The following is a 22,314-nucleotide window of genomic DNA, read 5'->3' on the forward strand; positions in this document are numbered from 1 at the left end:
AAACACAAGAAGAATCGGTACTTCAACCAACGAAAGGCTGTTTTAAGAAAAGACGAATAAAATGACGATTCCCCCTAATCCTTTTTTAACGATTGTCAAAAAAGCAAAAAAACGGCTGCCGGAAATCAACCAAGTACAGCCGTTCTTTCTCTTGCAATTCTTGAAATACTATTCCTCTGTCAGCCAGACCTTCATTTTATTGGCTCCGCGGTTGTCCCAAACGTAATATGGGATTGCAGTAAACGCTTTTCCTTTGGTATCTGAAGCGGTGATGACTTCCACACCTCCTAACAAGTCAGCGGCAAACGCATTGTCGAACGCTGTTTCCGGATTCACACCAATTTTGTCAACATCTTCATTATCGACTCCCTCAACACAATAAACAATCGGGCCCCGCTCCAAAGCAACCAGCCCCCGGTCGGCGTCAACGGCCTCATTCGCCTTCACTTTACGAATCTCCATTGGTAGGCTGTATTCGATCACATCTCCTTTTTTCCACTGACGGGTTAAGGTTGCATATCCGTTTTCGGTCGCGTATTCTACTGCTTCACCATTTACTTTCAGCGCAATCGGCAATTGACTGGTACTTTCGTAAGCATACAAGTCTGACGGAACAGGTTTGTCTTGCGCCCATCCCGGGATACGAATGCAAACGGTGAATTCTTTTTCTGTTTCCGGAGACACCAGCAGCTCAACATCACCATTCCATGGGTAGTCCGTTTTCTGACTTAAGGCCACTGCAGTGCCTGCAACTTTTATATCAGTTGCGCTCTGAATGAAGAGATTCACAAAAACCTTATCCTCATTTTGTGCATAAATATAGCCTGGCACTGAAGGCATAAACCGACAGAGGTTTGTCGGGCAACAGGAACAATCGAACCAAGGCTCGCGGGTCAAACTTCCTCCCGAGTTGAAGTGATATTCCATATCGCACTCAAGTGGGTTTGGATAGAAGAATGTTTTACCATCCAAGCCAACACCGGAAATGACGCCATTGTAAAGACTGCGCTCCAGGACATCGATGTATTTTGAATCGCCATGAAGCAGGAACATACGATAGTTCCAGTACACATTTGCGATAGCCGCACAAGTTTCGTTATAGGCTGTCAGGTTAGGCAGTTCATAATTATCTCCGAATGCCTCCCCCTCATGACGGGAACCAATGCCACCTGTCAGATACATTTTCTTCGAGACAATGTTGTTCCAGATCTTATCCACCGCAGTCCGGTAACCAGCATCATCGTACAAAGCTGCCACATCGGTCATTCCCGCATACATGTATGTTGCACGAACGGCGTGTCCCACAGCCTCATCCTGCTGCAGAACCGGTATGTGATCCTGCGTATAAGGCCCTTTGATTTCCCGGCGGGTGCTATCTCCGCGCACATCCAGAAAATGTCGGGCAAGTTTCAGGTATTCTTCCTTGTGTGTGATCAGGTATAACTTGATTAATCCTGTTTCCACAATCTGGTGCCCCGGCACTTCGTTTGGAAGTTTATTGTTGAAAACATCGACCAGCAAGTCTGCATTCTTCGTAGCGATATCCAGGAAGTTCTTTTTCCCCGTTGCGTGATAATGTGCTGCTGCTGCCTCGAACATGTGCCCGCTGTTGTACAATTCGTGACTACACTCCAGGTGCTCCCAACGCGCACCCGCCGGACACCACGACCAACGCACAAAAGTAGTATCGATGGTTTTGTAAGTGGTTAGGTAACCATCCTTTTCCTGTCCGATTGCAATTAGCGAGATGACCGAATCGACATATTGATCCAACTTCGGGTCAGGGGTCGTTGTCATCGAATAGGCCGCTCCCTCTATGATTTTGTAAACATCGGTATCGTCAAAAGGCATTTCCCCTTTCACCGGGCCATCCATCTTTCCACCAGCAATCAGGAAATTATCCATGCGTCCCATTTCCTCACATTTCGCAAAGGAAGCAGGAATGGTAACTGTTCGGTTTGTTTCTATTTTCGGAGCCCAAAAATTGTCACTCAGGTGAACTTCGTTAAACGGAATTCCCTGGATCGCATAATCGGGTGTCGACTCAACATTCTCTTTCGTCCTGGGCTGACAGGCTGCCAACGCCAAAATCAGGAATGCGAGAAATTTCATTTTTTTCATTGTTTCAGGCCTTATTTTGATTTGAGTTTTGAGAAAATTCAACTGAATAAAAAATATAAGTGGGGAGCGATTTGTAATTGCTCCCCAACATATCTAAATCATAGAACTTAATAACCTGGATTCTGTTGCAAGTTTGTATTTGTTTCAATCCGACCGCGGGGAATCGGATAAATCGAACGATAGTCTCCGTTTGGTGAGTGTGCAAAGAATGATTTCGTCGTGTAAACACCAAAACGAATCATATCCTGACGGCGACGGCCTTCCTGGTTAAACTCCCAGGCCAGCTCGTCCAGGAAACGACCGTACTGGATGTCATCCCCTCCCTCATCTGTTTCGGCACTTTCAGTGCGTAAACCATAGTCATAAACACTGCCTTCCATCAATTCGGAACCCGTCACTGTTGCTTTTGCCGGAGCAGTTTTAAATGCTCGTTCGCGCACTTGTGTTACAATTGTTGCAGCTCCATCAGCATCGCCGGTACGAAGCATTGATTCGGCTTTCATCATTAACACATCGGCGTAGCGGAACAGCGGGTAGTCGTTGTTCAAAATATTGGAGGATCCCATTGCAATTTCGAATTTCTCGAAACGATAGCCATGAATTTCCTCCGAATGGCTTATATCCGGAACTTCATTAATCAGAATAAGTGGATCGCCCACGAGGTTCCCCATGGTTACCAGCAATTCCTCACCACTTGCCGCATATTGTTGGCCCATCATGAAGTTGGCAGTCAAACGGCTGTCGTCCGGATCGAATGTATCGATGAACTGCGGAATAGCACACATACCACCCCAAGGAGTTAAAGTCAGATTATACTTGGCCTGCATGGAAGGCTGACAGGTTTGCATATGAATATCGAACTGGTTCCACTCGGTTGTGTACTGATCGTCGATGGCCAAACCAAAGATAATTTCAGCCGAGTTTTGGTTTTCGGTAACGAAAACACTCTTCTGGCTAGCTTCCAAAGCATAACCCGCTCCCGAATTAATTATCTGATCACAAGCATCGATACAATCACTCCAATGTGCTGTTCCGGTGTAAACTTCCGCATTCAGGTACATTTTTGCCAATAGGGTCAAAGCAGCCCACTTATTAAAACGTCCGTAAGTTGCCTGGCTTCTGTCTTCACTTAAATAAGGCAAACTCTCTGTGATTTCCTGCACGATGAAATTATAGACCTCGGTTCGCGTATTTTGCTCAGGCAAATACCCATCCGGCACGTCAAAATCAGTTACAATCGGTACATTACCATACAAGTCGCAAAGGACATAGTAGTAACTGGCCCTCAAGGCTCGTAACTCTGCAATTGTCGCGTTGTATACGTCTTCATCCGGTATTGGAACAAAACCTGTTTCAACCTGATAGATAATCCGATTACAGGCTGCAATTCCGTAGTAAGTCCGATCCCATGTCTGGTAAACAACATCTTCGTCCACCGTCCAGGTATGCTCGTGTATCCGACGGTAAATTCCACCGTCAACCCATCCGTTCGGACGTCCGGGGATCACAATTTCATCGGCACCAACTTCATTGGCACGCCAGTAGCCATTCCAAAGCAATAGGATATTACGCCAGGAACCATAAGCATTCCCGATAATGGCAGGAATATCTTCTTCAGTCGGATTAAACTGATCTGCTAAGAAGTCACTGTAACTCTCGTCGTACAGCTTGGTACAGCTCGAAAATAGAGTTACCAATGAGATTAACAGGATGCTCAGTGCATTTTTATATTTATGAGTATTCATGTCAAACTAGTATTTAAAGGTTTAGAAAGTTAAATTAACACCAAGGGTAAAGGTTCTGGTTGTTGGGTACTTATCCCTTCCGTCGTTACCAGGAGTCAAGCCTCCGGAATAAACTTCCGGGTCAATGCCCTTATAGCCGGTAATTACAAAGGTGTTCAGGGTAGACGCATAAATACGAGCTTTCTGAATGTATTTACCTAAGTTAGTCATGGTGTAGCCCAAGGTGATATTATCGATCTTCCAGTAATCACCATTTTCAATATAGTACGAATTATATTCCAGATCCATATCGGTACTTAAAACCGCTTTTCCAAACACCGGATCGTAGGCTGATTTCAACCGGTTGTATTGTACTGTTTTGGTGTTTTCCAGATACATCCGTTCGAAGTTCAAGATTTGGAAATCGAATGCGCCACGCATAGTTATTGACAAGTCGAAATCCTTATATTTGAACGTATTGTTCCAACTACCGATATATTTCGGAATACCGTTACCCAACACTTTTTTGTTCTCAAAGGAGTGATCAAAATCGTCGTAGTTGACGGCGTTTCCTTCAGCATCTTCATAAATCCATTTTCCTTCCTCGTCGACATCAATTACCTTAAAACCATAGAAGTTACCAATCTCACCACCAATATCTACGCGGTGAGTAAATGTTTGAATTGGCTCACCTGTTGCTCCAGCAGTGAAATAATCGCTCGTTGCCTGGTACAATTCATTGGAAAGACTAACCAATTTATTATTGTTCGTAGAGAAGGTTACATTGGTATTCCATTCAAAATCGTCGCTGGTTATCGGAATTGCATTAATTAAAATCTCAATCCCTTTGTTTTCCATCACGCCAACATTGGCAGTTGTCGTTGTTACCAGGTTTGGCGGCACGGGCACGGAGTAGTCGTAAAGCAGCCCGTCAATCTTACGTTTGTACAGGTCGATACTACCCGACAAACGGTTTTTCAGCATGGCAAAGTCAACCCCGATATTGGTTTCTTTCTTTTCTTCCCATCTCAGGTAAGGGTTCGGGTTACGGGAAAAGGCTAAAGTCTGAATCCATTTACCATTGTTGTAGAATGGGTTGCTGTAATTCAGCGATGCCAACCCGAGGAAAATATCGTCAGGCTGAGTACCTGTAACACCATAACCAGCACGCAATTTCAGGTCGTTGAACAAGCTAACACTCTCCATGAAGGGCTCTTCTGTCAAACGCCAACCCACTGATACCGCGGGGAAAGTACCCCAAGGATCGTTTGTACCGTAAAGCTGGCTGGCAGCTTCATGACGAACACTGGCCATCAACAGGTAACGGTTCTTGTAGTTGTAATTCAAACGACCAAAGAAACCGATGAGGTTGGTTTTGGTTTTGCCGCTACCCATTCCCCACGACGTACTTCCTTCTTTTGCTCCACTACCAAGCCCCATATTGTTGTAGCCAAATTGATCCGACTGGAAATCGTTGTTGTAAGCGTAGAAACTTCGACCTACAAAATCCTGCCAGCTGTAACCTGCTAAAACATTGAAGTTATGCTCGCCGATACTTTTTCTGTATTCCGCGGTAATATCAATCAACTTTTCTGCATTTTCAGCCGCATTGTTCGACGCAAAGCCGTTTACCCCGCTCCGCACCGTCGAAATATGTTTTTTTGTTTCGTAGTAGCCAATTGTCTGGTTCCATTTCGAGTAAGACATTAAACTTTTCAAGGTCAATCCCTCGATTGGTTTTAATGTTACAGTTCCCGTAACACGTGTCAGGTTGTTACTTGTTTCACCGTCCGACTCTTTAATCCGGGATACCGGGTTATCGTAGTTGAAAGCTCCAGGTTGCTCCATCCAATCACCATTCTCGTCTTTTACCGGCGATGTCGGATTGTAAATCAAAGCCTGCCGGTAAGTATAACCATCAAAACCTACATTGGCATTATAGCTGTTCATCTTTTCGGTCTTAGTCAAAATTCCAAGGTTGAAATTCAACATGTCATCCAGCATGGAATGATTGATATCTGCCCGGGCTGAGAAACGCTCTGCATAAGATTCCAGAAAAATCCCTTCAGCGTTTCGATAGTTTACTGTTGCCAGATAATTGGTTTTTGAGTTTCCACCTCTGAATGTCAAGTTATGCACGTGAATGAGCGGTGTCTGTGTAATTTCATCCAACCAGTTGGTATCGCCTCCCAAGTCGTCCGAACTAGCACGAGTGCCTGCTGCAATTTGATCGCGATAATCCTGGGCAGTCAACATATCCAGCTTATTAGCAATGGTCTGTGTACTTAAGTAGCCGGTATATTCAACATTGCTTTTATAGTCGGCTCCTGCCCGTTTGGTTGTAATAATGATCACCCCGTTGGTACCGCGGGTACCATAAATCGCAGCTGCAGAACCGTCTTTCAAAACATCGATAGATTCAATATCCTCAGGCGCAACCGTGTTCAAATCGCTGGGAACACCATCGACCAAAATCAACGGACTTGTACTTGTTCCGTAAAGGGTTGTATTACCGCGCAAACGAATAGAAGTGCCGGCAGTAGGGTCACCACTGGTAGTATTTAATGAAAGCCCGGCCACTTTACCTTGAATCAACTGACCGGCATCCTGAACACTTCCTACGTTGAAGTCTTCTGATTTCACCGTACTCACAGAGCTGGTAACATCAGCTTTCTTGATTGTACCATAACCAATGGCAACAACTTCCTCCAGGCCGATGGTTTCTTCTTCCAAGGCGATGGAAATCGATTGTTGTCCGGCAACGGGAACTTCCAGCGATTTCATTCCCACAAAAGAGAACACCAGCACAGCATCGCCGGCAACATTGTTCAGCGAATAGTTTCCTTCAAAATCGGTGATTGTACCAATGGTTGTCCCTTTAATAATTACCGTCACCCCGGGAAGGACTTGTCCGCTCGCATCAGTAACTTTTCCCGAAACATCGAGCTCTTTTTGCTGCGTTTCAACCTGAACTTGGTTGGAAAGGATAATTTGACGGTCAACAATTTCGTATTTTATATTCGTTCCGCTAAACAACTCGTCCAGCACATTTTCAATGCTATTATCAGGAACGTTCAGTGAGACTTTCTTTTCGACATCGACAAAGCGACTGTTGTAAAGAAAATAGTAATCGGTTTGATCTTCTATTGTGCTTAACGCTTGCTTGATACTCTGGTTCTCAATTTTCAGAGAAAGTCGAGTTCCCTGTGAATAAGAGTTAATCGCGAAGCCTTGAGCTACAAATAACAAGAGTGCTAGTAATGTTAGTTTCATAGTTAAAAAGTACTTGTTCTTCCAGGATATAACACACCTGGGAGCAATTAGAAACTGCTTTTTTTTCATAAGTTTGTCTTGTTTTAATTTAACAAATCAGGTTTAAGCCGACAGGCTTAGCTACCAGGGGAGATGGGCCAACATTTCCCCTTTTTGCTTTTAAAGCCCTCTGCCTTATTTTGAACTTTTGGTTAAAACTATTTTTTGTTTCTCATAGACTCCGTTTTGTTGTTTCTTACTTGGTAGGATATCATATTCGAATGGAGAAGTTCTCTTCAACAGATCCAGTACTTGAGTTATCGTTTCGTGCTTAAAAGTCCCCGTAAAGATGTAATCCTCGATTTCCGGGTCTTCTATCAGGATATTCACGTTGTACCAACGTTCGAGACTGCGAACAACTTCCGTCATCCGGTCATCCCTAAAAATCAGCAATCCATCAATCCAGCCGATGTATCTGTCAACATCGACCTCCCGCAATACGACTTTCTCTTCCGTTCGCTTAAAAACAGCCTGTTCTCCCGGCTTCATAGCCACAAGTAATGCATTCCGAGTTGTATTGATTTCGATGAGATCGACCTTGCCTTCTTTTAGGACAACCTCCGTTTTATCTTCATCGGGGTAATTACAGACATTGAATTCTGTCCCTTTCACTTCAACTCCAATCTTTCCCAAACCAACAACAAACGGATGTGCTGCATCCTTGGCTACTTTGAAAAAGGCTTCCCCGTTAAGAGTCACGCGTCTTTCTTTTCCTGAAAAGCTGGAAGGATATTCAAGTTTGGTATCTGAGTTCAAAAAAACAGATGTTCCGTCGGGAAGATATACCTCGGACTTAACTCCCGGAGGAGTATGGTAGGCCAACCAAAGCTCAGTGCCTTGTTGTGGCTTGCGATCAATGAAAAAATAAACGCTGGCTATCAGTAAGGGAAGGATCAGGATCGCTGCAGCACGCTGCCAATAATAAAGCAATCTCTGAACAGGGTACTCTCTACGTACCCGCTCGTTTAATTTATGCAAAGCAAGCGATGAATCGTAATGCTTCATTTCTTCAAGTAAGTCAAGGGAATAGTAAACCTTTTCCGACTCCTGAAAAATCTGCAGATTCTCGTCCGAAGCGTTTTTCCATTTTTCAACAGCAACACGTTCCTCCTCGCTCAATACTCCGGCAAAATAATCCGGCAACAAATCAATGTGATCTTTTTTGCTTTCCATGCTTGTTCGGTTAGGCTGATAAAACATGCCTTTCTTTGACCTTATCAATCAGATGACAGCCCAAGTCTTCGAAACACATATTCGAAAACAAAAAAAATTGAATTTTTTAAATCGATTACTTGATGATATAAAGCAGCAGAGCCAGCGGTAAGTAGTCTTTCAACTCAATACGAAGTTGTTTTAATGCATTGCTTATTTGTAATTCAACTGTTCGTTTCGATATTCCTAAAGCCGCAGCGATGCTTTCGTTATCCTTTCCTTCGAAACGACTTAAAACAAAAATTTCGCGACAACGGGGAGGTAATTTCTGAATTGATTTTTCGATTAAATCTGCTAATTCCGATTCTGAAAACTCCCAACTTAGCGATTGACCATCTCTCTCTCTTTTTTCGTTGATATACCTTTCGTAGTCCTCTTTTACTTTTACATGCTTCATATAGTTAAACGCCTTGTTTTTCACCGACGCAAAAAAATATGATTTGAGAGACGTTGAGATTTCCATCTCTCTTTTACTGATCCAGATTTTGAAAAAGAACTCTTGAACCAGGTCTTCGGCAACAGCCCTGTTGTCTACAATTTGAAAAACAAAAGCACATAGACCAGAGTAGTAATAATTGAATACAAAATCAAAAACAGTTTTGTTCTTTCTGTTGAGCTCCGCTATGAGATATTTATCTTCCAATTCCGGTGTCAATTTTAGTTTGATTAGCGTCACGCAAGTTAAAAGAAAAAAATAAGTACCAAATTAGTTTTTTTGTTAACCTTCAGTTATCCTGGTACTATTTTGGAGATCAATTAAACGAAGAAAAAAAGGGGAGCAAATTGAATTTGCGCCCCTTTCTTTTCCAAATATTTCGATAATTAGTATCCCGGATTCTGCGGGAGTAAGTTCTCGTTGATATCGATATCGGCTTGCGGAACCGGCCACAGCCAGCCTTTTGAAGCGTTAAATGTTCTTACATCAATTCGAATTTGCGAGAACACCCATTTTGTCGGATCTGTTGGATCAGACAACTTCGATTTGTCATATCCGTACACGTCGTGAACTAACGACTCGTCTTTCCAACGCAGCATATCGCCATATCGTGTTCCTTCCATACAGAATTCGACTCTTCTTTCATGACGTACGATTTCTCGAAGTTCGTCCTGGCTTAGTCCGGTGCCTTCAACAGATTCAACAGAAGGCATACCAACTCTCGCACGCACGTCATCAATCAAATCGTAAATCTCCTGATCGGTACTTCCTGATTCTATCAACGCTTCGGCACGCATCAGGCAGACATCTGCATAACGCATGAGAATCGTGTTCAGCGTACTAATGTTTACATCAGTGACTCCATATTCGGCATATTTACGCGGTTTAGCACCACAAGGATATTCCGCATAGCTGGCCGGAATAAACGTTGCATCACCATACATTGTGCCAGGCAATACCACTGTGGCATCCAAGCGCGGGTCCCTATTGGTGTAAGGATCCTGATCGTCATAACCAGACGCAGCGTCTGTGATTGGCAATCCATTGGTCATGTAATAAGAGTTAATCATATCAGCCGTAATGTTCGATGTTTGCCAGGTACCCAGAACAAACGGCTCAGCAGGCCATGGTTGAGTCTGTGATGTGGTATATTGAATGTCGAAAATAACTTCTTCATTATTTTCGTTGGCTTCTTCGAACAGCCCAACATAGTCCGGATAAAAATCATAAACACCAAGGTCAATAACTTGCTTGGCAGCACTTGCTGCTTCGCTCCAGTCTTCATTGAAGAGTAAGATTTTAGCTTTATAGGCCAATGCGGCTCCTTTCGTAGCACGCCCAACTTCTGAAACGGTGGTCGGAAGAGCGGCGATGGCATCATCAAAATCGGCAATGATCTGATTGTAGACATCACTTTTAGGATCACGCGACACATAGGCGTCTTCCAGTGTTTGTACCGTAGTAATCAAAGGAACATCTCCGAAATAAGTAATCAAATCAGAATAAGCGTAAGCTCTCAAAAATTTCGCCTCACCCATCATCTGCGACCTGACCTCATCACTCACCGGAGCTGTCTCTAAATTCTGCATAAATTCATTTGCTCTGGAAATAATCGAATAGTCCAATGTCCATTTGGCATAGGGTGCCCAACTTGTTGAGGTTGTACTCCAAGAACCAACTTCATTTGAACCTTGCCACGCGGCCTGGCAATACCCATTGTCGGCCATAAATTCGAATTGGTAAAAATGGGCCGGAGTTGCATTGGGTTGAATTGCATTGTATACCCCGACCAATGCCATCATTGTCTGTGTTTCATCCTGAAAGAACGTTGAAGGAGATAAGGCGTCCTTCGGAGTCTTATCCAGAAGATCTTCGGAACAACCGAATAAAACGGCTGAAACAATAAATATGGTGATGATTCTATTTAGAATTTTCATAATCCTGATCTTTTAAAAGTTAACATTTAAACCCACAGTCATTACCTGAACTTGAGGGAAAGCCTCTGCCCTGGTTTGACTAGTATTTTGTTCCGGATCAAAACCTTTAAAATTGGTAATGGTAAACGCATTCTGAATATTTCCATAAACGCGTACAGAGCTCAAACCAACTTTAGAAACCAATCTCGAATTAAAAGTATAACCCAACTCAATGTTCTTCAGGCGAAGATAAGAGGCATCCTCCATGTAGAAAGATGAATGGATATTGGTGCGGGTTTCATCCAAAATCAGACGAGGTAAGGTGTTTGATGGGTTTTCAGGAGTCCAGCGATTTTTCCACCACGAGCCCATGTTAGCAACACCACTGAACGGCGATGCAATTTCATAGTAAAGATATCCTTCAATGCCGGCAACTCCCTGGAAGAACGCGCTAAAGTCAAATCGTTTCCATTCCAGACTCAAGTTCAACGAATAAGTCAGATCCGGATATTGCTTTCCAATTACGGTTCTGTCGTTATTCGCATCTACAACACCATCGCCATTGAGATCCTTGAATTTAATATCTCCGGGTTGTGCCGTGTAGTTGGTCACCGAGGTCACTCCTTCTTTTAAGGTATAAGTACTTCCGTCGTAGTTAAAATCGTCAACCTGGTATATTCCATCCATCTTGTAGCCATAGAACGAGTTAATGGCATAACCGACAATTTTGGCTTTTGGCGATTTAATGTCTTCCGGCGACATTTTGGTAATTTTATTGACAATGTGCGACGCGTTAAATGTGGCGCGGAACTTCATATCGTTCGAGAATGTTTTCCGGTAAGTAAAGGAAGCTTCAACCCCTTTGTTCTGAACTTCACCATTATTCACGTAAGGCTGATTCTTTTGCATTGTTAAAGGAATTCCCTGTGGCCACAACAAATCTTTGGTCTTCTTGTCGAAGTAATCGGCGGTCATTTCAAAACCATTAGCCAAGGTCAAATCAACACCGAAGTTCAATTGTTGCGATGTTTCCCATGTGAGCTCTTTATTCGTCAGGTCTTTTACAGCTACTCCCGAGTACAAGTCACCACCGAAGGAGTAGTTAATACCTGAGGCGAGAATATCGCTCGCGGTATACATGCGACCAGTGCCGATATTTTCGTTCCCTAGTTGTCCCCATGAAGCCCTAAGTTTTAGTGAATTTAACCAGCGAAGACTCGACATAAAATTTTCCTTCGAAATAATCCAGCCTGCTGACAATGAGGGGAATGTTCCCCATTGATTTCCTTTCGCAAATCGCGATGATGCATCTCGGCGAACGTTCGCTTCAAACAGATACTTCTCGTCATAAACATAGTTGATACGCCCAAAATAAGAGCGCAAACCTAAGTCATAATTTCCGCCATCATTTTCCATAGTTGCAGCGTCTCCAAGGTTTAAGACGCGTTGTGTGTTATTAACGAAATTACGACGATAGCCACTCTGCCAGTCATAGGTAAACTCTTCTCCTGGTAACCAGCCAATAAATTGAGGCTGTGCTTTCCGAAAGTATTATTGTATTTCAACAAAGTCGTCAACATGGTCTGCACATCTGTTGCATCAGTAACTTTCAAATCGGATGCTTCCGTTTTATAACTTCCGTCCTTGTTGGCTAAAACGACATTTGCATTGAAAGCATTTGTATTCGACGTTACAACATTATAGCCATAAGTTACTTGCGCGCTTAACCCTTTAGCGATCGTATATTCAGCTTCTAACTGACCATTAAAATTATACCGCTGTTTTTTGATGTACTTCCCGCTTTGATCTCGGCATAGGGATTTAACTCTCCATTTACACTCATATATTCTCCGTCTGCATTCTGCAACGGATATATCGGAGCCAGCGTAGCATACCAGGTTGCATTCCACACGCTGGTTGGTTCACCTTTAACGCCAAGGTTACCAGCCAACTTAGTCGACAACCTTAATTTCTTATTATTTAAGAAATAAGCATCCACATTTGAACGAAAATCCGTCTTCTTGTAATTGGTCGCAACCATGATACCATCCTGATCTAATTGGCCAAGCATAAAGGCATATTTCACGTTTTCGCTACCACCGGTCATGCTCAAACGATGATTCTGCGTATTTGCCTGACCATAATAAACATCAAAGTAATCTATATCCGGGTACATGGGATCATTGTGTGCCTCAAACTTAGCAAGGTCATCAAGCGAATAGGTTTGAACACGTCCTGCATTCTCCGAAGCTTCTCTGTGAAGAGTTACGTATTCAACAGAATTCAAGGTATGTGGCAAACGTGTTGCCTTCTGAACACCGTAATAGCCGGTATAGCTAACCTGCATCTTACCGGAATCTCCCCGTTTGGTGGTAATCAAAATAACACCATTGGCTGCCCTGTTCCCGTAAATAGAAGATGATGCAGCATCTTTCAACACAGAGATTGATTTAATATCATTCGGGTTTACATCAGACATCGAACCGGGGAAACCATCAATAATGATCAACGGGGAATTGTTACCCCACGTTCCAACCCCGCGGATATCGATAACAGCACTATCGTCACCCGGCTTTCCTGAATTTTGTAAAGCGTATACACCGGAAACTGTTCCTTGCAAAGCCAAACTGGCATTCGTTAATGGTCGGCTTTCCAAGTCATCCATCTGCACGTTACCAACCGCTCCGGTCAGATTGGCTTTTTTCTGAGTTCCGTAACCAACAGCCACAACTTCCTCCAGGCCAATGGTTTCTTCTTCCAAAGTCACAGAAATTGTACTTTTGCCTGCTATCGGAACTTCAATCACTTTCATCCCCACAAAGGAGAAAATAAGTACGGCACTGCCGTCGACGCCTTTCAGCGTATAATTACCATCGAAGTCGGTAATTGTTCCATTCTGGGTTCCTTTAATCATAACAGTTACCCCCGGAAGTGCCTGTCCGTCCGAGTCTGTAACCTTTCCGGAAACAGAGATTGCTTGTTGGGTGCTTGTAAAACTGGTCTCTTCCCCAGTCTTTTTCAGAACAATGTACCGGTCAATCATTTTATACTCAAGCCCGGTTCCAACCAATAGGTTACTCATCAACTCGTCGATATTACCATTCTCAACATCGATTGATTTTGCCTGTAGGTTTAGCACATCTGCATTATTATAGTAGAAATAATAGTCAGACTGATCTTCGATCTGCTTTAGTGCATCAACTAAAAGTCCATTGGTGATTTTTAGGTTTAGTTTCGAATTCTGAGAGTAACTACTAGCACTGACAGATAGCGTTAGAAGAAATACAAAAAAGGTCGTTAGCTTCATAATACGCATAATCTTTTTAGGCAACCAAGGGTCGCCGTAAAACATACGGTGATTTTTCATAAATTTGGAATGATTTAAAAATGAAACACTTTTGTTTTATTGACAGGCGGTAAGATGTTCGCAGCATTTTATCGCCTTTGTTTTGTTACATAGGCTCTATTTTTTAGCGATTTTAATAATGTCCTTTTGACTTGGTTTGGATAGATACTCCGTTCGAATCGGAGCTAAAAATTCAAAGACCTGGATAATCTGTTGAACCGGTTTGTTCCTCAAAACAGTTCCGGTGATTTTATATTCAACCAAAGCAGGGTCTTCAATGATTACGTCAACATTATACCAACGTTCAAGTTTCTTTGCAATATCCCCTAGCGGCTCGTCTCTGAATTCCAAAGTGCCGTCTTTCCAATCGGTGTAGTATTTCGTGTCAACCTTTTTGATTGCTAATTTGTCCGCAGTTGAGTCCAACTCGGCCATTTCTCCTGGTTTTATCGTTGTAATTTCTTCCCCCCCGGGCCAATTCAAGCGAACACTCCCTTCTTCCAACACAACTGCCACCTTTCCATCATCGTCATACGAGCTTACGTTAAATGAGGTTCCAAGTACTTCTACCTCCAGCCGTTGAGTCTTCACTTTGAACGGAACATCTTTATTTTTAGCAACTTTAAAAAAGCCTTCGCCTTCTAAAATTACTTCTCGCTCACGTTGATTAAACTGACTGGGATATTTGAGCTTACTTCCTGAATCCAGCCAAACTTCCGTTCCGTCAAACAGGAATAGATGCCCCATTTGTCCGTACATCACTTCTACTTCGGCGTATTGTTGTGCAGGCATTGGCTTAATTTGATTTTTGAGAAGATAGCCAACCAAAAGACTTACCAGCACAATGGCTGCATATTTGAACGTTGAAAAAGTAATTCGACGAATTTTGGTGGTTTGGATCCGGCCCTGGATGGATTGCCAGCTTTTGTTCTGGTTGGGAGCTGAAATTTCAGAAAGGGCGTCGAGTCCGCCTTTGATCTTTAGCGAAGAATCCCAGTCTTCCGGGTATTCTCCCCGGTACTTTTCGAACAAGGCTTGCTCTTGTGCCGTCAACTCCCGTTGGTGTTTAGCGGCAAAAAGTTCCCAATATGTCGGTTTGTTTTCTTCCATTAGTCCGTGGTTCTATTGCTATGACGAAAACAATGGAAAAACAGGGTGACAGCAAATTGATTTTTTTTCGACTTTTTATTCGGCTTTGAAATAAACCGACAAAAACAAGGTGAAACGGCGATCGCCAATCTCCTCTTTCAGAAACTGATAAGCTCGTCCCATTTGCGTTTTAACGGTATTTACTGAGATGCTTAATTTTTCCGCAACTTCACGGTAAGTCATCGAATCGAGAGCTGCCATTTCGAGAATCTGACGCCTTTGTTCGGGCAACTTTCCAATGGCGCGGTACAAAATGGCGTAAAACTCTTGCCGGTCAATTTCTTCTTCCGTCGGGATCTCCGGAATCTTTTCGTCGACCGCCACCAACTTGTTTTTATTTGCCCGCACATAGTCGATTACCTGGTTGCGAACCATGAAGTACAGGTAGGCCTTTACTGACTGGTGAATCTGAATTGTTTTGCGCTGCTCCCACAGTCGCATGAAACAGTTCGAAACCAGTTCTTCCGAAACCGGCAACTGGTGCAGTGATTTATCCGCAAAATGACAAAGCGCAAAAAAATACCGATCATGCAAAGTTCGGAGAGCACCGACATTTCCGGCGCGGATGCTTTCCCAAATTTGCTGATCGGTTTGTTGCATAGTTATCGCTTGGCTCGCTCAAAAGTAGAAAATACTTTTTTAATAAAAATGAGCATCTCCAGTTGTTGCTAACTAAAATACTATTCTACCAGCACTTCATCAACAAACATCCACGAATTGGTGCCTTTGAACAGATAACCTTCCGGGATTGCGCCGAAAGTTTCGACCTCCAGTTTTAAATAGCGCGCTGATGTGCCCAGCCCGTCAATCTCAACTGCGTACAAATAAGGTTCGCCACGCTTGGAGATTTCCTTCACCCGGAAATCCTTGAGCAAACGATAGCTTTTGCCGTCTTCCGAAGCAAAAACTTTGACACCGCGCGGCAGGAAGATTCCGCTGTTGGCATCGCTCAAGCAACTTAAATCAACCGAGCTCACTTTTTGCACCGCATTTAAATCGATGACAAAGGTGACCATCGAATCGAGGTAGCCCATCCAGTTCGGATTTTTAAACGAGGTGGTTCCCAGTTTTCCGTCGGTTAACGATGCCAGGCCCTGGGCTGCATACTGCTCGTGCGGTTGGCTTTCGCCCACTACCGGTTTATTCAGGGCTTTGTTGATCGGTACAAAAATCTGCCCTTCAGCCAAGGTCTCTTTATTCTTCTTAACCAGCGCTTTCACCACCGTCGGCTTAGTCACGGTAAAAGGCGCGCTGTATTTATTTTCGCGCTTGCTGCCGGCGAAACTGTAGTACAAACTCGTTTCCTCGATGTTAGTCCGGATCGATACCAAAGCGCTGTTGTCATCCTGAATAGCGTAACTCAAACCAGGTTCCTGGCTCACATTTACCTCGTCGAACCAGGCGGTTCCTGCGCTTACCAGATCAAGGTTCAGAATCGCGTTTGTACTGGTGGTATCCGATTTGAACAGGAAGGAATACTGCGCCCATTCCCGCGTTAGTTCGAAACTTTGCTCCTGCTTGCAAGCCGGAATGCTCAAGCGGAAAGTCGCTGTCTCCCCTGCTTTCTGCTTGGCCCACACCGAAACCTGGTAAGTGTTTCCTTTTTGTAAAATGATAGGCAGAAAGCGCACCATTTTCCCGGTGCTGTCCTGCGGCGTTATTAACCGCAGGCTGAATAGCCCTTCTTTCTGCGTGCGGGCATCAACAAAGACCGTTGCTGCCGGATCAGTTTTTCCGTAGAAAGACTCTCCAAGGCTTTGCCCTGTTGCCAAGCCCGGTGCAACCGCCTGCTCAAAACCCGGGTTATAAATCAGGTTACCGGCACGCTTCACTTCTGAAGCTTTATCCTCAGCATCCAAGCGATAAACACGCGTACTCATGGCATCGATGAAGTCAGTCAGCACACCGCCTTTTACTAGCACCGAACGATTCTCAAACCATAAATCGGCTTTGGAATAACCGGTCGTATTCAATTTGAAGTTGACCTGCAAAGGCTCGTTCGAGTGATTGACCGCCACTATCAGCTTTTCATTTTTGTAGCTGAAACACTTCGCTTCAACTTTGGGGTAATTAGTTTCCACCGTCACCGGAATTGAATCCGACAGCAGGAACGGCGTCATCTCCGAAACCTCTACTGCCATATCGCGGCAAACGTTCCACATCGACACCGACTGTGGTGTTGTTTTCTCCACCGTGCGCATGAAATATTGAATTCCGCGTGCACCGTGCAGCAATCCCAGATAAGTCATCACCCGAAGCTCCTTGGCCGAGGGCTCGCGCGGCCACATTTCGGAGCCGCCAAAAGCCTGCGGCACCAGCCAAAGCGATTTTTCGAAGCGGAATTGGCGGCCGATTTCATCCACATAGTCCGACACACCGGTTACCGAACGCGGAACCGGGTAAGGATCGGTCATGGCAATATCCATGGAATGGCGGAACTGACCCACTTTCGACGGCATCATAAACACAATCGACACCGGGTGATACGGATCCAGCTCGCGGATAAACTGGTAGGCTTTCTCCATCAGTTCGGAAGGGCGCCCCTGCCCATCGGGCTCGTCGTTGATGTACCACGACAACAATGCCGGGTGATCGCGAAAGGCCAGCACTTCGCTTTTCAATAGTTCAAATTTCTCGTCTTCCGTTCTGTCCAGGCCTTTCGAGCCGTTGTGCCCCGAGCCAACTAGCGAGTTCACGCCGTACTGCACCTTCATGCCCAACTGCGCGCACCGATCCATGTAGGCTTTGCGCTCGGCATAGGTATCGGGCAGGTTTCCCTGGTACGGGCCAATCATATTGAAGCCATTCACCACTTCCTGTTCGGGCAGATCGGCTACCTTGCCCGAATAGAAACCATAGGGTAGAAACGGAAGTCCGTCGGCAATCAATCCACCTGTTTCGCGGTCAATCTTCACCTCGTTCGCCTTTGGTTCCAGGCGGGTAATCAAAACCGTATCCGTTTGAAGCGGTTGTCCGTTTGCTGTCAATTCAACTTTTAAAACACTTTCACCCAACTGGAATCCCGACATCGGAACTTTCAGCCTTGCGCGGGCATTTCGGATCAACTGCTTTTCAATAAAAACCTGCTCGCCGGAGCTCATGCGCACATGCAAACCGCCGGATCGTAAATCGGGAAGATCGAAAACAACGGTTGCCGAATCTTCGGTGGTGTAATAATTGTATTTGCTGAAAACGGAAATGGAGGCATCAACCTCCTGGCTTCGAGCCTGCTGAAAAAAGCACACAGCCAAAGCCCACAAAAGGAATAGTCTTTTGCTCATGAATTAATCGAATTTAATAATGGTATAGGTTGCCGTGAAGATAGGAATATCCAACGGCTATCCGGTAGCAAGAGTCAAAAATTCCGACAGAAAGATCCGAAATAACACCGGGCTTAGATTTTCTGAACCGCCACTGCTATGAACCACTTCTGAAGTACCCCCTCGCATCATTTCTAAACCATAGAATTAAGAAATTCGCCGACAGCCGAACCTCAACTTACTTCATCGATGTTTTGTAAAATATAATTGATAAATTAGGTGGCTAAACCGCGAAAGTTAGTAGCGGGAGATATGTACCTGGTACATATACACAGACGTTATGCCCAATTTAACAGAGAAAAAATGTCGCATATTTAGCAAACTTGATTAGTGGAAATAGTAGTATCACAAGAAGACAACTAACGATAAACGGAATTACTTAACCTAAAAAAATGAATTATTTAAGCGCATTAATTGTATGCAAAGTAAGCGGGACACCGATTAAGATAAGTGAGTTACGCCACATACAGAAAAATGGGAAAGAACTTGAGCCTTTTTTGCGAGCAATTGTGGAGCTGAATAAAGGTGGAGTAAAATACGATAGAAAAAAACTGTCAGATTACTATTTGAATGGCGGTAATGTAGAGAATATCTCTCATGGACTTGTAATTGCTAGAAAGGTTGGGCAGTTTTTATCATTATCGGAGGCAATTGACACAGATAAGAAAGGATTAGATTTTATAGAATATTTTGAAAATAAATTAAAAACAGGGCATAACAAATTGTAATATGGCAGGCGGGGGGTTTAGCGGTCTGACTTGTCAGACCTTGCGCCCACCTTCCTGCGGGTCTGACAAGATTTCTCCTCGAAATCCCGCCCGACCACATACAAGTGACCGTTGTGTGTGATTTTAAGAAAAAATGAACGTACAAGAAGAAACATACAGACTACTTGCTGAAAAGTTAGTAACCGCAATCGACAGTAAGAGATATGTTGATTGGGCAGTTAGTTTGCTTGTAGCTGGATTAGAATCTGAAAGTTTAATAATTCTCGCTGGATTAGACAATTATCCAACAGAGGAAAGAGAAAAATACTTCTGGCAATCTGTAAATGAATTGAATCTTGATTTTAAGAAATCAGATTTTGAATTGATTGAGGATTACTCAATTTATACTGCACAGAAAGTTTTGAGCGGAGAGTTGAATGAATTAAAAGCATTGAAAATACTGAATGAAGTTTGGATTGCATCAGATTATAACCCCAAATACAGACAGTTTGGTGACTTATTAGAAGATGTTGATTATTTAGAATATGAAGGAACTACTATTTTTAATTCAGGCTTAAATAAAAATAACATTGAAAAGTTTGTAAAAACTGAATTTGAACTATTCCTTAAAGCAGAAGAACTAAAACTTGATAATGAAATAAGAGAAAAATCAATTTGTGACAAATGTGATTTAATAGTTAAACCCAAACTGAAAACAAAGCATAAATTTATAAGCTCTAAATCTTATCAAATTTGGGTTTGTGGGAACTGTGGTTCCGAAAAGATTGAACACTTTAGCTCTCAGAATGGAAAAAGAAGAATTATTGAAAGAAAACTTTGGTTTAAAAAACTAACCAGAAGATAAAGACAAATGGACATTTTGATAAAAATTTTTAAAATAATTATTCTGCTTTTAGTTGTCTATTTTTGGAATCGTTTCATTGTGAAAAATATGATAAAATGGTTAGTTGGGTTTCATAAAACGAACAACGTTAAAAACTTGAATAAACAACCAGTTAAATTCGTAGTCGAAAATGAAAAGAACATTTACAATTTTGCAGCAGGATTTTATTGGATTGGAGCTATATTAATTTCATTAGGAATTTTAATAACCGAATAAAAATACGTTGCCTAACAAAGTGCCATATTGCATAGCGGGTTTTGGTGGTACGCCAACTGCAGATTCTCGTATCGCAGTTCCGTGTCCTTCGGACGGGAACGCTCTCCCCTGCCTGGCGGCAGACAGGGAAATCCGCCCCGACAACATGTACCATTCGTTAGACAAACATTAAAAACAACACTATGAAAACCTGGAATTTTAACTCAAAGAGTAACCCAAAGTTGATTGGTCAGAAACTGAAAGCTGCATTTGGATCTGGCAGCGGTTTTGTGTTTAAAATGGATCCCGGAACAAATGATTCGGTTACATTTAAAGTGCATAAAAGTATGGCTGCATACGGATATGGTGTCCTGAACGACATTCGTGTAAACGGGAAACTATCCAAAACGGGGCATAAAAATGAGACCAAGCTCGAGATCTCCTTTGCCAACCACTTTTTAACCCCGGTGCACCTGGCTATTGTCTTCGTATTGGGTCTGTCGGCAATTATCGTAGGCATAATCCACAATTCGAACATGTACCTGTACGGCGGACTGATATTTGTGGTCGGAATTGCCTCATGGTTTAACGTGCGCAGAAAATCGGCGAAGGACATTGAAAAATATAAGACACTAATTTCCGGAATAATAGAGGAATAGAAGAGAACAAAGCGAATGCACTGTCCATAGAACCAAAGCCGACTAACTAAAAGCAACCAACCTATGAGAAAAATAACAGTGATCGTGATATTGACAGTCATAGCTATGACCAATTTCGCACAAGATTTAAGAACGCTTATTCCTGTAGTTGGTAAAGAAATAAATTATTCGGCTACGGAACAGGAGGATTGGGAGGCAGCAATAGACGTTTTGAATCAAGACAATTATGAAGCCTACCAAAATAGTTCTGCTAAACTTAGGGATCTAGTCGACAAAATAGAAATGGGGGACGGACCCCTGACTCAGGGAGTCGGATGCAGTTGGTACTGCGGGGGCGGTCCTTATAAAATTTTAGCATCTTCGGAGTTAGATACAATAAAATATAAGGTAGACAATATCCATGATTTCAGTCTGTTCACAGGTTGGGTCGAAGGTAAAAGTGATTACGGCATCGGCGAGTTTATTGAATTTTATTTCGAACCCAATTCGCCGAGGGTCAACAAGCTGATTTTCTACAATGGATATTTCAAAAATCACGTTCTGTGGGAAAGTAACTCCAGAATTAAGAAAGCTAAGCTTTATATAAACAACACCCCATACGCTTACCTCAACTTCCGGGATGTAAGTGCGTCACAAACTTTCTCGATAGAACCAATAAGTTCAACGGACGAAAACCAAGATTTAATTTTGAAAATTGAAATCCTGGAGGTTTATAAAGGAACTAAATATTCTGACGTAGTCGTTTCTGAGATAAATTTTGATGGGCTGGATGTGCATTGTTTAGCAAAAGGCACGAAAGTTCAACTGGCCGATGGTTCACTAAAAAATATTGAGGATCTGAGAACAGGCGAATTAGTTGCCTACTTCGATCAGGAATCAAATCAAGTTAAATCAGCCAAGATTGAGCAACTTGAAAAAGTAATTCATCACGGATTGGTAAAATACAAGTTTGAGAGTGGACTGGAAATTACCGCAACACAAGACCATCCGTTTCTTGTTCTCCAAAAAGGTTGGGCCTCCCTGACGCCAGATAAATCGGCCCAATACGTAGGATTTGATAATATTAAAAAAGTAAAAGTTGGTGATTTGTTTTTAACTGCCAACGAAACAGAAAAATTGATTTTGGTTGACTTTTCAAAAGGAGAACAAGAAACCTACACGATTTCAAAACTAAGTTCGGGGGATAATTTTATTGCAAACGGATTGATCGTTGGAGTAGAAGAATTGAAAAAGGATGAACGTTAGGAAATCGTAAGGAAGCGAATCTTATGATCACTTCGCTCTACATCCGCGAAAAATAATCCTATTTTTAC

At 43.1% G+C, this 22,314-nt stretch carries 15 protein-coding genes and 1 pseudogene; 4 read left to right on the forward strand and 12 right to left on the reverse strand.

Annotation, left to right across the window (positions count from 1 at the left end; all coding sequences use genetic code 11):
* Nucleotides 1–168 precede the first annotated feature (168 nt).
* From BC643_RS09865 to BC643_RS09915, 12 genes and pseudogenes are all read right to left on the reverse strand, one after another.
* Complete coding sequence (locus tag BC643_RS09865) at nucleotides 169–2,112, reverse strand: glycoside hydrolase family 127 protein (protein WP_211338031.1); 1,944 nt, start codon at nucleotides 2,110–2,112, stop codon at nucleotides 169–171.
* A gap of 116 nt (nucleotides 2,113–2,228) precedes the next feature.
* A complete protein-coding gene (locus tag BC643_RS09870; protein ID WP_120272923.1) occupies nucleotides 2,229–3,866 on the reverse strand; it encodes a RagB/SusD family nutrient uptake outer membrane protein in 1,638 nt (545 codons plus the stop codon).
* 21 nt (nucleotides 3,867–3,887) lie between these two features.
* Entirely contained in the window at nucleotides 3,888–7,118 is a 3,231-nt protein-coding gene (locus BC643_RS09875) for a SusC/RagA family TonB-linked outer membrane protein (protein ID WP_120272924.1), read from the reverse strand.
* Between the two features lie 174 nt (nucleotides 7,119–7,292).
* Entirely contained in the window at nucleotides 7,293–8,330 is a 1,038-nt protein-coding gene (locus tag BC643_RS09880; protein ID WP_170154513.1) for a FecR family protein, read from the reverse strand.
* Nucleotides 8,331–8,445: 115 nt separating this feature from the next.
* Nucleotides 8,446–9,012: an RNA polymerase sigma-70 factor gene (locus tag BC643_RS09885; RefSeq protein ID WP_170154514.1), complete on the reverse strand. Its 567-nt coding sequence runs from the start codon at nucleotides 9,010–9,012 to the stop codon at nucleotides 8,446–8,448.
* 179 nt (nucleotides 9,013–9,191) lie between these two features.
* Complete coding sequence (locus BC643_RS09890) at nucleotides 9,192–10,742, reverse strand: RagB/SusD family nutrient uptake outer membrane protein (RefSeq protein WP_120272927.1); 1,551 nt, start codon at nucleotides 10,740–10,742, stop codon at nucleotides 9,192–9,194.
* 12 nt (nucleotides 10,743–10,754) lie between these two features.
* Nucleotides 10,755–12,158: pseudogene (locus tag BC643_RS09895) on the reverse strand (SusC/RagA family TonB-linked outer membrane protein); the annotation flags it as partial.
* Nucleotides 12,158–12,334: a hypothetical protein gene (locus tag BC643_RS23390; protein WP_170154515.1), complete on the reverse strand. Its 177-nt coding sequence runs from the start codon at nucleotides 12,332–12,334 to the stop codon at nucleotides 12,158–12,160. The pseudogene BC643_RS09895 and the gene BC643_RS23390, both read right to left, overlap by 1 nt.
* Before the next feature lie 140 nt (nucleotides 12,335–12,474).
* On the reverse strand, nucleotides 12,475–14,088 hold the full coding sequence (locus BC643_RS09900; protein WP_120272929.1) for a SusC/RagA family TonB-linked outer membrane protein: 1,614 nt from the start codon (nucleotides 14,086–14,088) through the stop codon (nucleotides 12,475–12,477).
* A gap of 96 nt (nucleotides 14,089–14,184) precedes the next feature.
* Nucleotides 14,185–15,177, reverse strand: coding sequence for a FecR family protein (locus BC643_RS09905; RefSeq protein WP_120272930.1), 993 nt, complete (start codon nucleotides 15,175–15,177; stop codon nucleotides 14,185–14,187).
* A 75-nt stretch (nucleotides 15,178–15,252) separates the two neighbouring features.
* Nucleotides 15,253–15,816, reverse strand: a complete 564-nt coding sequence (locus BC643_RS09910) for an RNA polymerase sigma factor (protein ID WP_120272931.1) — start codon at nucleotides 15,814–15,816, stop codon at nucleotides 15,253–15,255.
* A gap of 80 nt (nucleotides 15,817–15,896) precedes the next feature.
* Nucleotides 15,897–18,497, reverse strand: a complete 2,601-nt coding sequence (locus tag BC643_RS09915) for a carbohydrate binding domain-containing protein (protein WP_120272932.1) — start codon at nucleotides 18,495–18,497, stop codon at nucleotides 15,897–15,899.
* Nucleotides 18,498–18,928: 431 nt separating this feature from the next.
* Between BC643_RS09915 and BC643_RS09920 the strand changes: the two genes are divergently transcribed.
* The 4 genes from BC643_RS09920 (at nucleotide 18,929) to BC643_RS09940 (ending at nucleotide 22,246) form a co-directional block, all read left to right on the forward strand.
* Nucleotides 18,929–19,264: a hypothetical protein gene (locus BC643_RS09920; protein ID WP_120272933.1), complete on the forward strand. Its 336-nt coding sequence runs from the start codon at nucleotides 18,929–18,931 to the stop codon at nucleotides 19,262–19,264.
* A 133-nt stretch (nucleotides 19,265–19,397) separates the two neighbouring features.
* The gene (locus BC643_RS09925) at nucleotides 19,398–20,108 is read left to right on the forward strand and encodes a hypothetical protein (RefSeq protein WP_120272934.1); all 711 of its coding nucleotides are present in this window, start codon (nucleotides 19,398–19,400) and stop codon (nucleotides 20,106–20,108) included.
* Between the two features lie 437 nt (nucleotides 20,109–20,545).
* Complete coding sequence (locus BC643_RS09935) at nucleotides 20,546–21,001, forward strand: DUF423 domain-containing protein (protein ID WP_120272936.1); 456 nt, start codon at nucleotides 20,546–20,548, stop codon at nucleotides 20,999–21,001.
* 63 nt (nucleotides 21,002–21,064) lie between these two features.
* The gene (locus BC643_RS09940) at nucleotides 21,065–22,246 is read left to right on the forward strand and encodes an NADase-type glycan-binding domain-containing protein (RefSeq protein WP_120272937.1); all 1,182 of its coding nucleotides are present in this window, start codon (nucleotides 21,065–21,067) and stop codon (nucleotides 22,244–22,246) included.
* Nucleotides 22,247–22,314 lie beyond the last annotated feature (68 nt).

Source organism: Mangrovibacterium diazotrophicum, from assembly GCF_003610535.1.
Lineage (GTDB): Bacteria > Bacteroidota > Bacteroidia > Bacteroidales > Prolixibacteraceae > Mangrovibacterium > Mangrovibacterium diazotrophicum.

Bases quoted from the DNA above. Each gene is read 5' to 3' on its own strand.
- BC643_RS09865 (WP_211338031.1), bottom strand. From the start codon at position 2,112: ATGAAATTTCTCGCATTCCTGATTTTGGCGTTGGCAGCCTGTCAGCCC.
- BC643_RS09870 (WP_120272923.1), bottom strand. From the start codon at position 3,866: ATGAATACTCATAAATATAAAAATGCACTGAGCATCCTGTTAATCTCA.
- BC643_RS09875 (WP_120272924.1), bottom strand. From the start codon at position 7,118: ATGAAACTAACATTACTAGCACTCTTGTTATTTGTAGCTCAAGGCTTC.
- BC643_RS09880 (WP_170154513.1), bottom strand. From the start codon at position 8,330: ATGGAAAGCAAAAAAGATCACATTGATTTGTTGCCGGATTATTTTGCC.
- BC643_RS09890 (WP_120272927.1), bottom strand. From the start codon at position 10,742: ATGAAAATTCTAAATAGAATCATCACCATATTTATTGTTTCAGCCGTT.
- BC643_RS09900 (WP_120272929.1), bottom strand. From the start codon at position 14,088: ATGAAAAATCACCGTATGTTTTACGGCGACCCTTGGTTGCCTAAAAAG.
- BC643_RS09905 (WP_120272930.1), bottom strand. From the start codon at position 15,177: ATGGAAGAAAACAAACCGACATATTGGGAACTTTTTGCCGCTAAACAC.
- BC643_RS09910 (WP_120272931.1), bottom strand. From the start codon at position 15,816: ATGCAACAAACCGATCAGCAAATTTGGGAAAGCATCCGCGCCGGAAAT.
- BC643_RS09915 (WP_120272932.1), bottom strand. From the start codon at position 18,497: ATGAGCAAAAGACTATTCCTTTTGTGGGCTTTGGCTGTGTGCTTTTTT.
- BC643_RS09920 (WP_120272933.1), top strand. From the start codon at position 18,929: ATGAATTATTTAAGCGCATTAATTGTATGCAAAGTAAGCGGGACACCG.
- BC643_RS09925 (WP_120272934.1), top strand. From the start codon at position 19,398: ATGAACGTACAAGAAGAAACATACAGACTACTTGCTGAAAAGTTAGTA.
- BC643_RS09935 (WP_120272936.1), top strand. From the start codon at position 20,546: ATGAAAACCTGGAATTTTAACTCAAAGAGTAACCCAAAGTTGATTGGT.
- BC643_RS09940 (WP_120272937.1), top strand. From the start codon at position 21,065: ATGAGAAAAATAACAGTGATCGTGATATTGACAGTCATAGCTATGACC.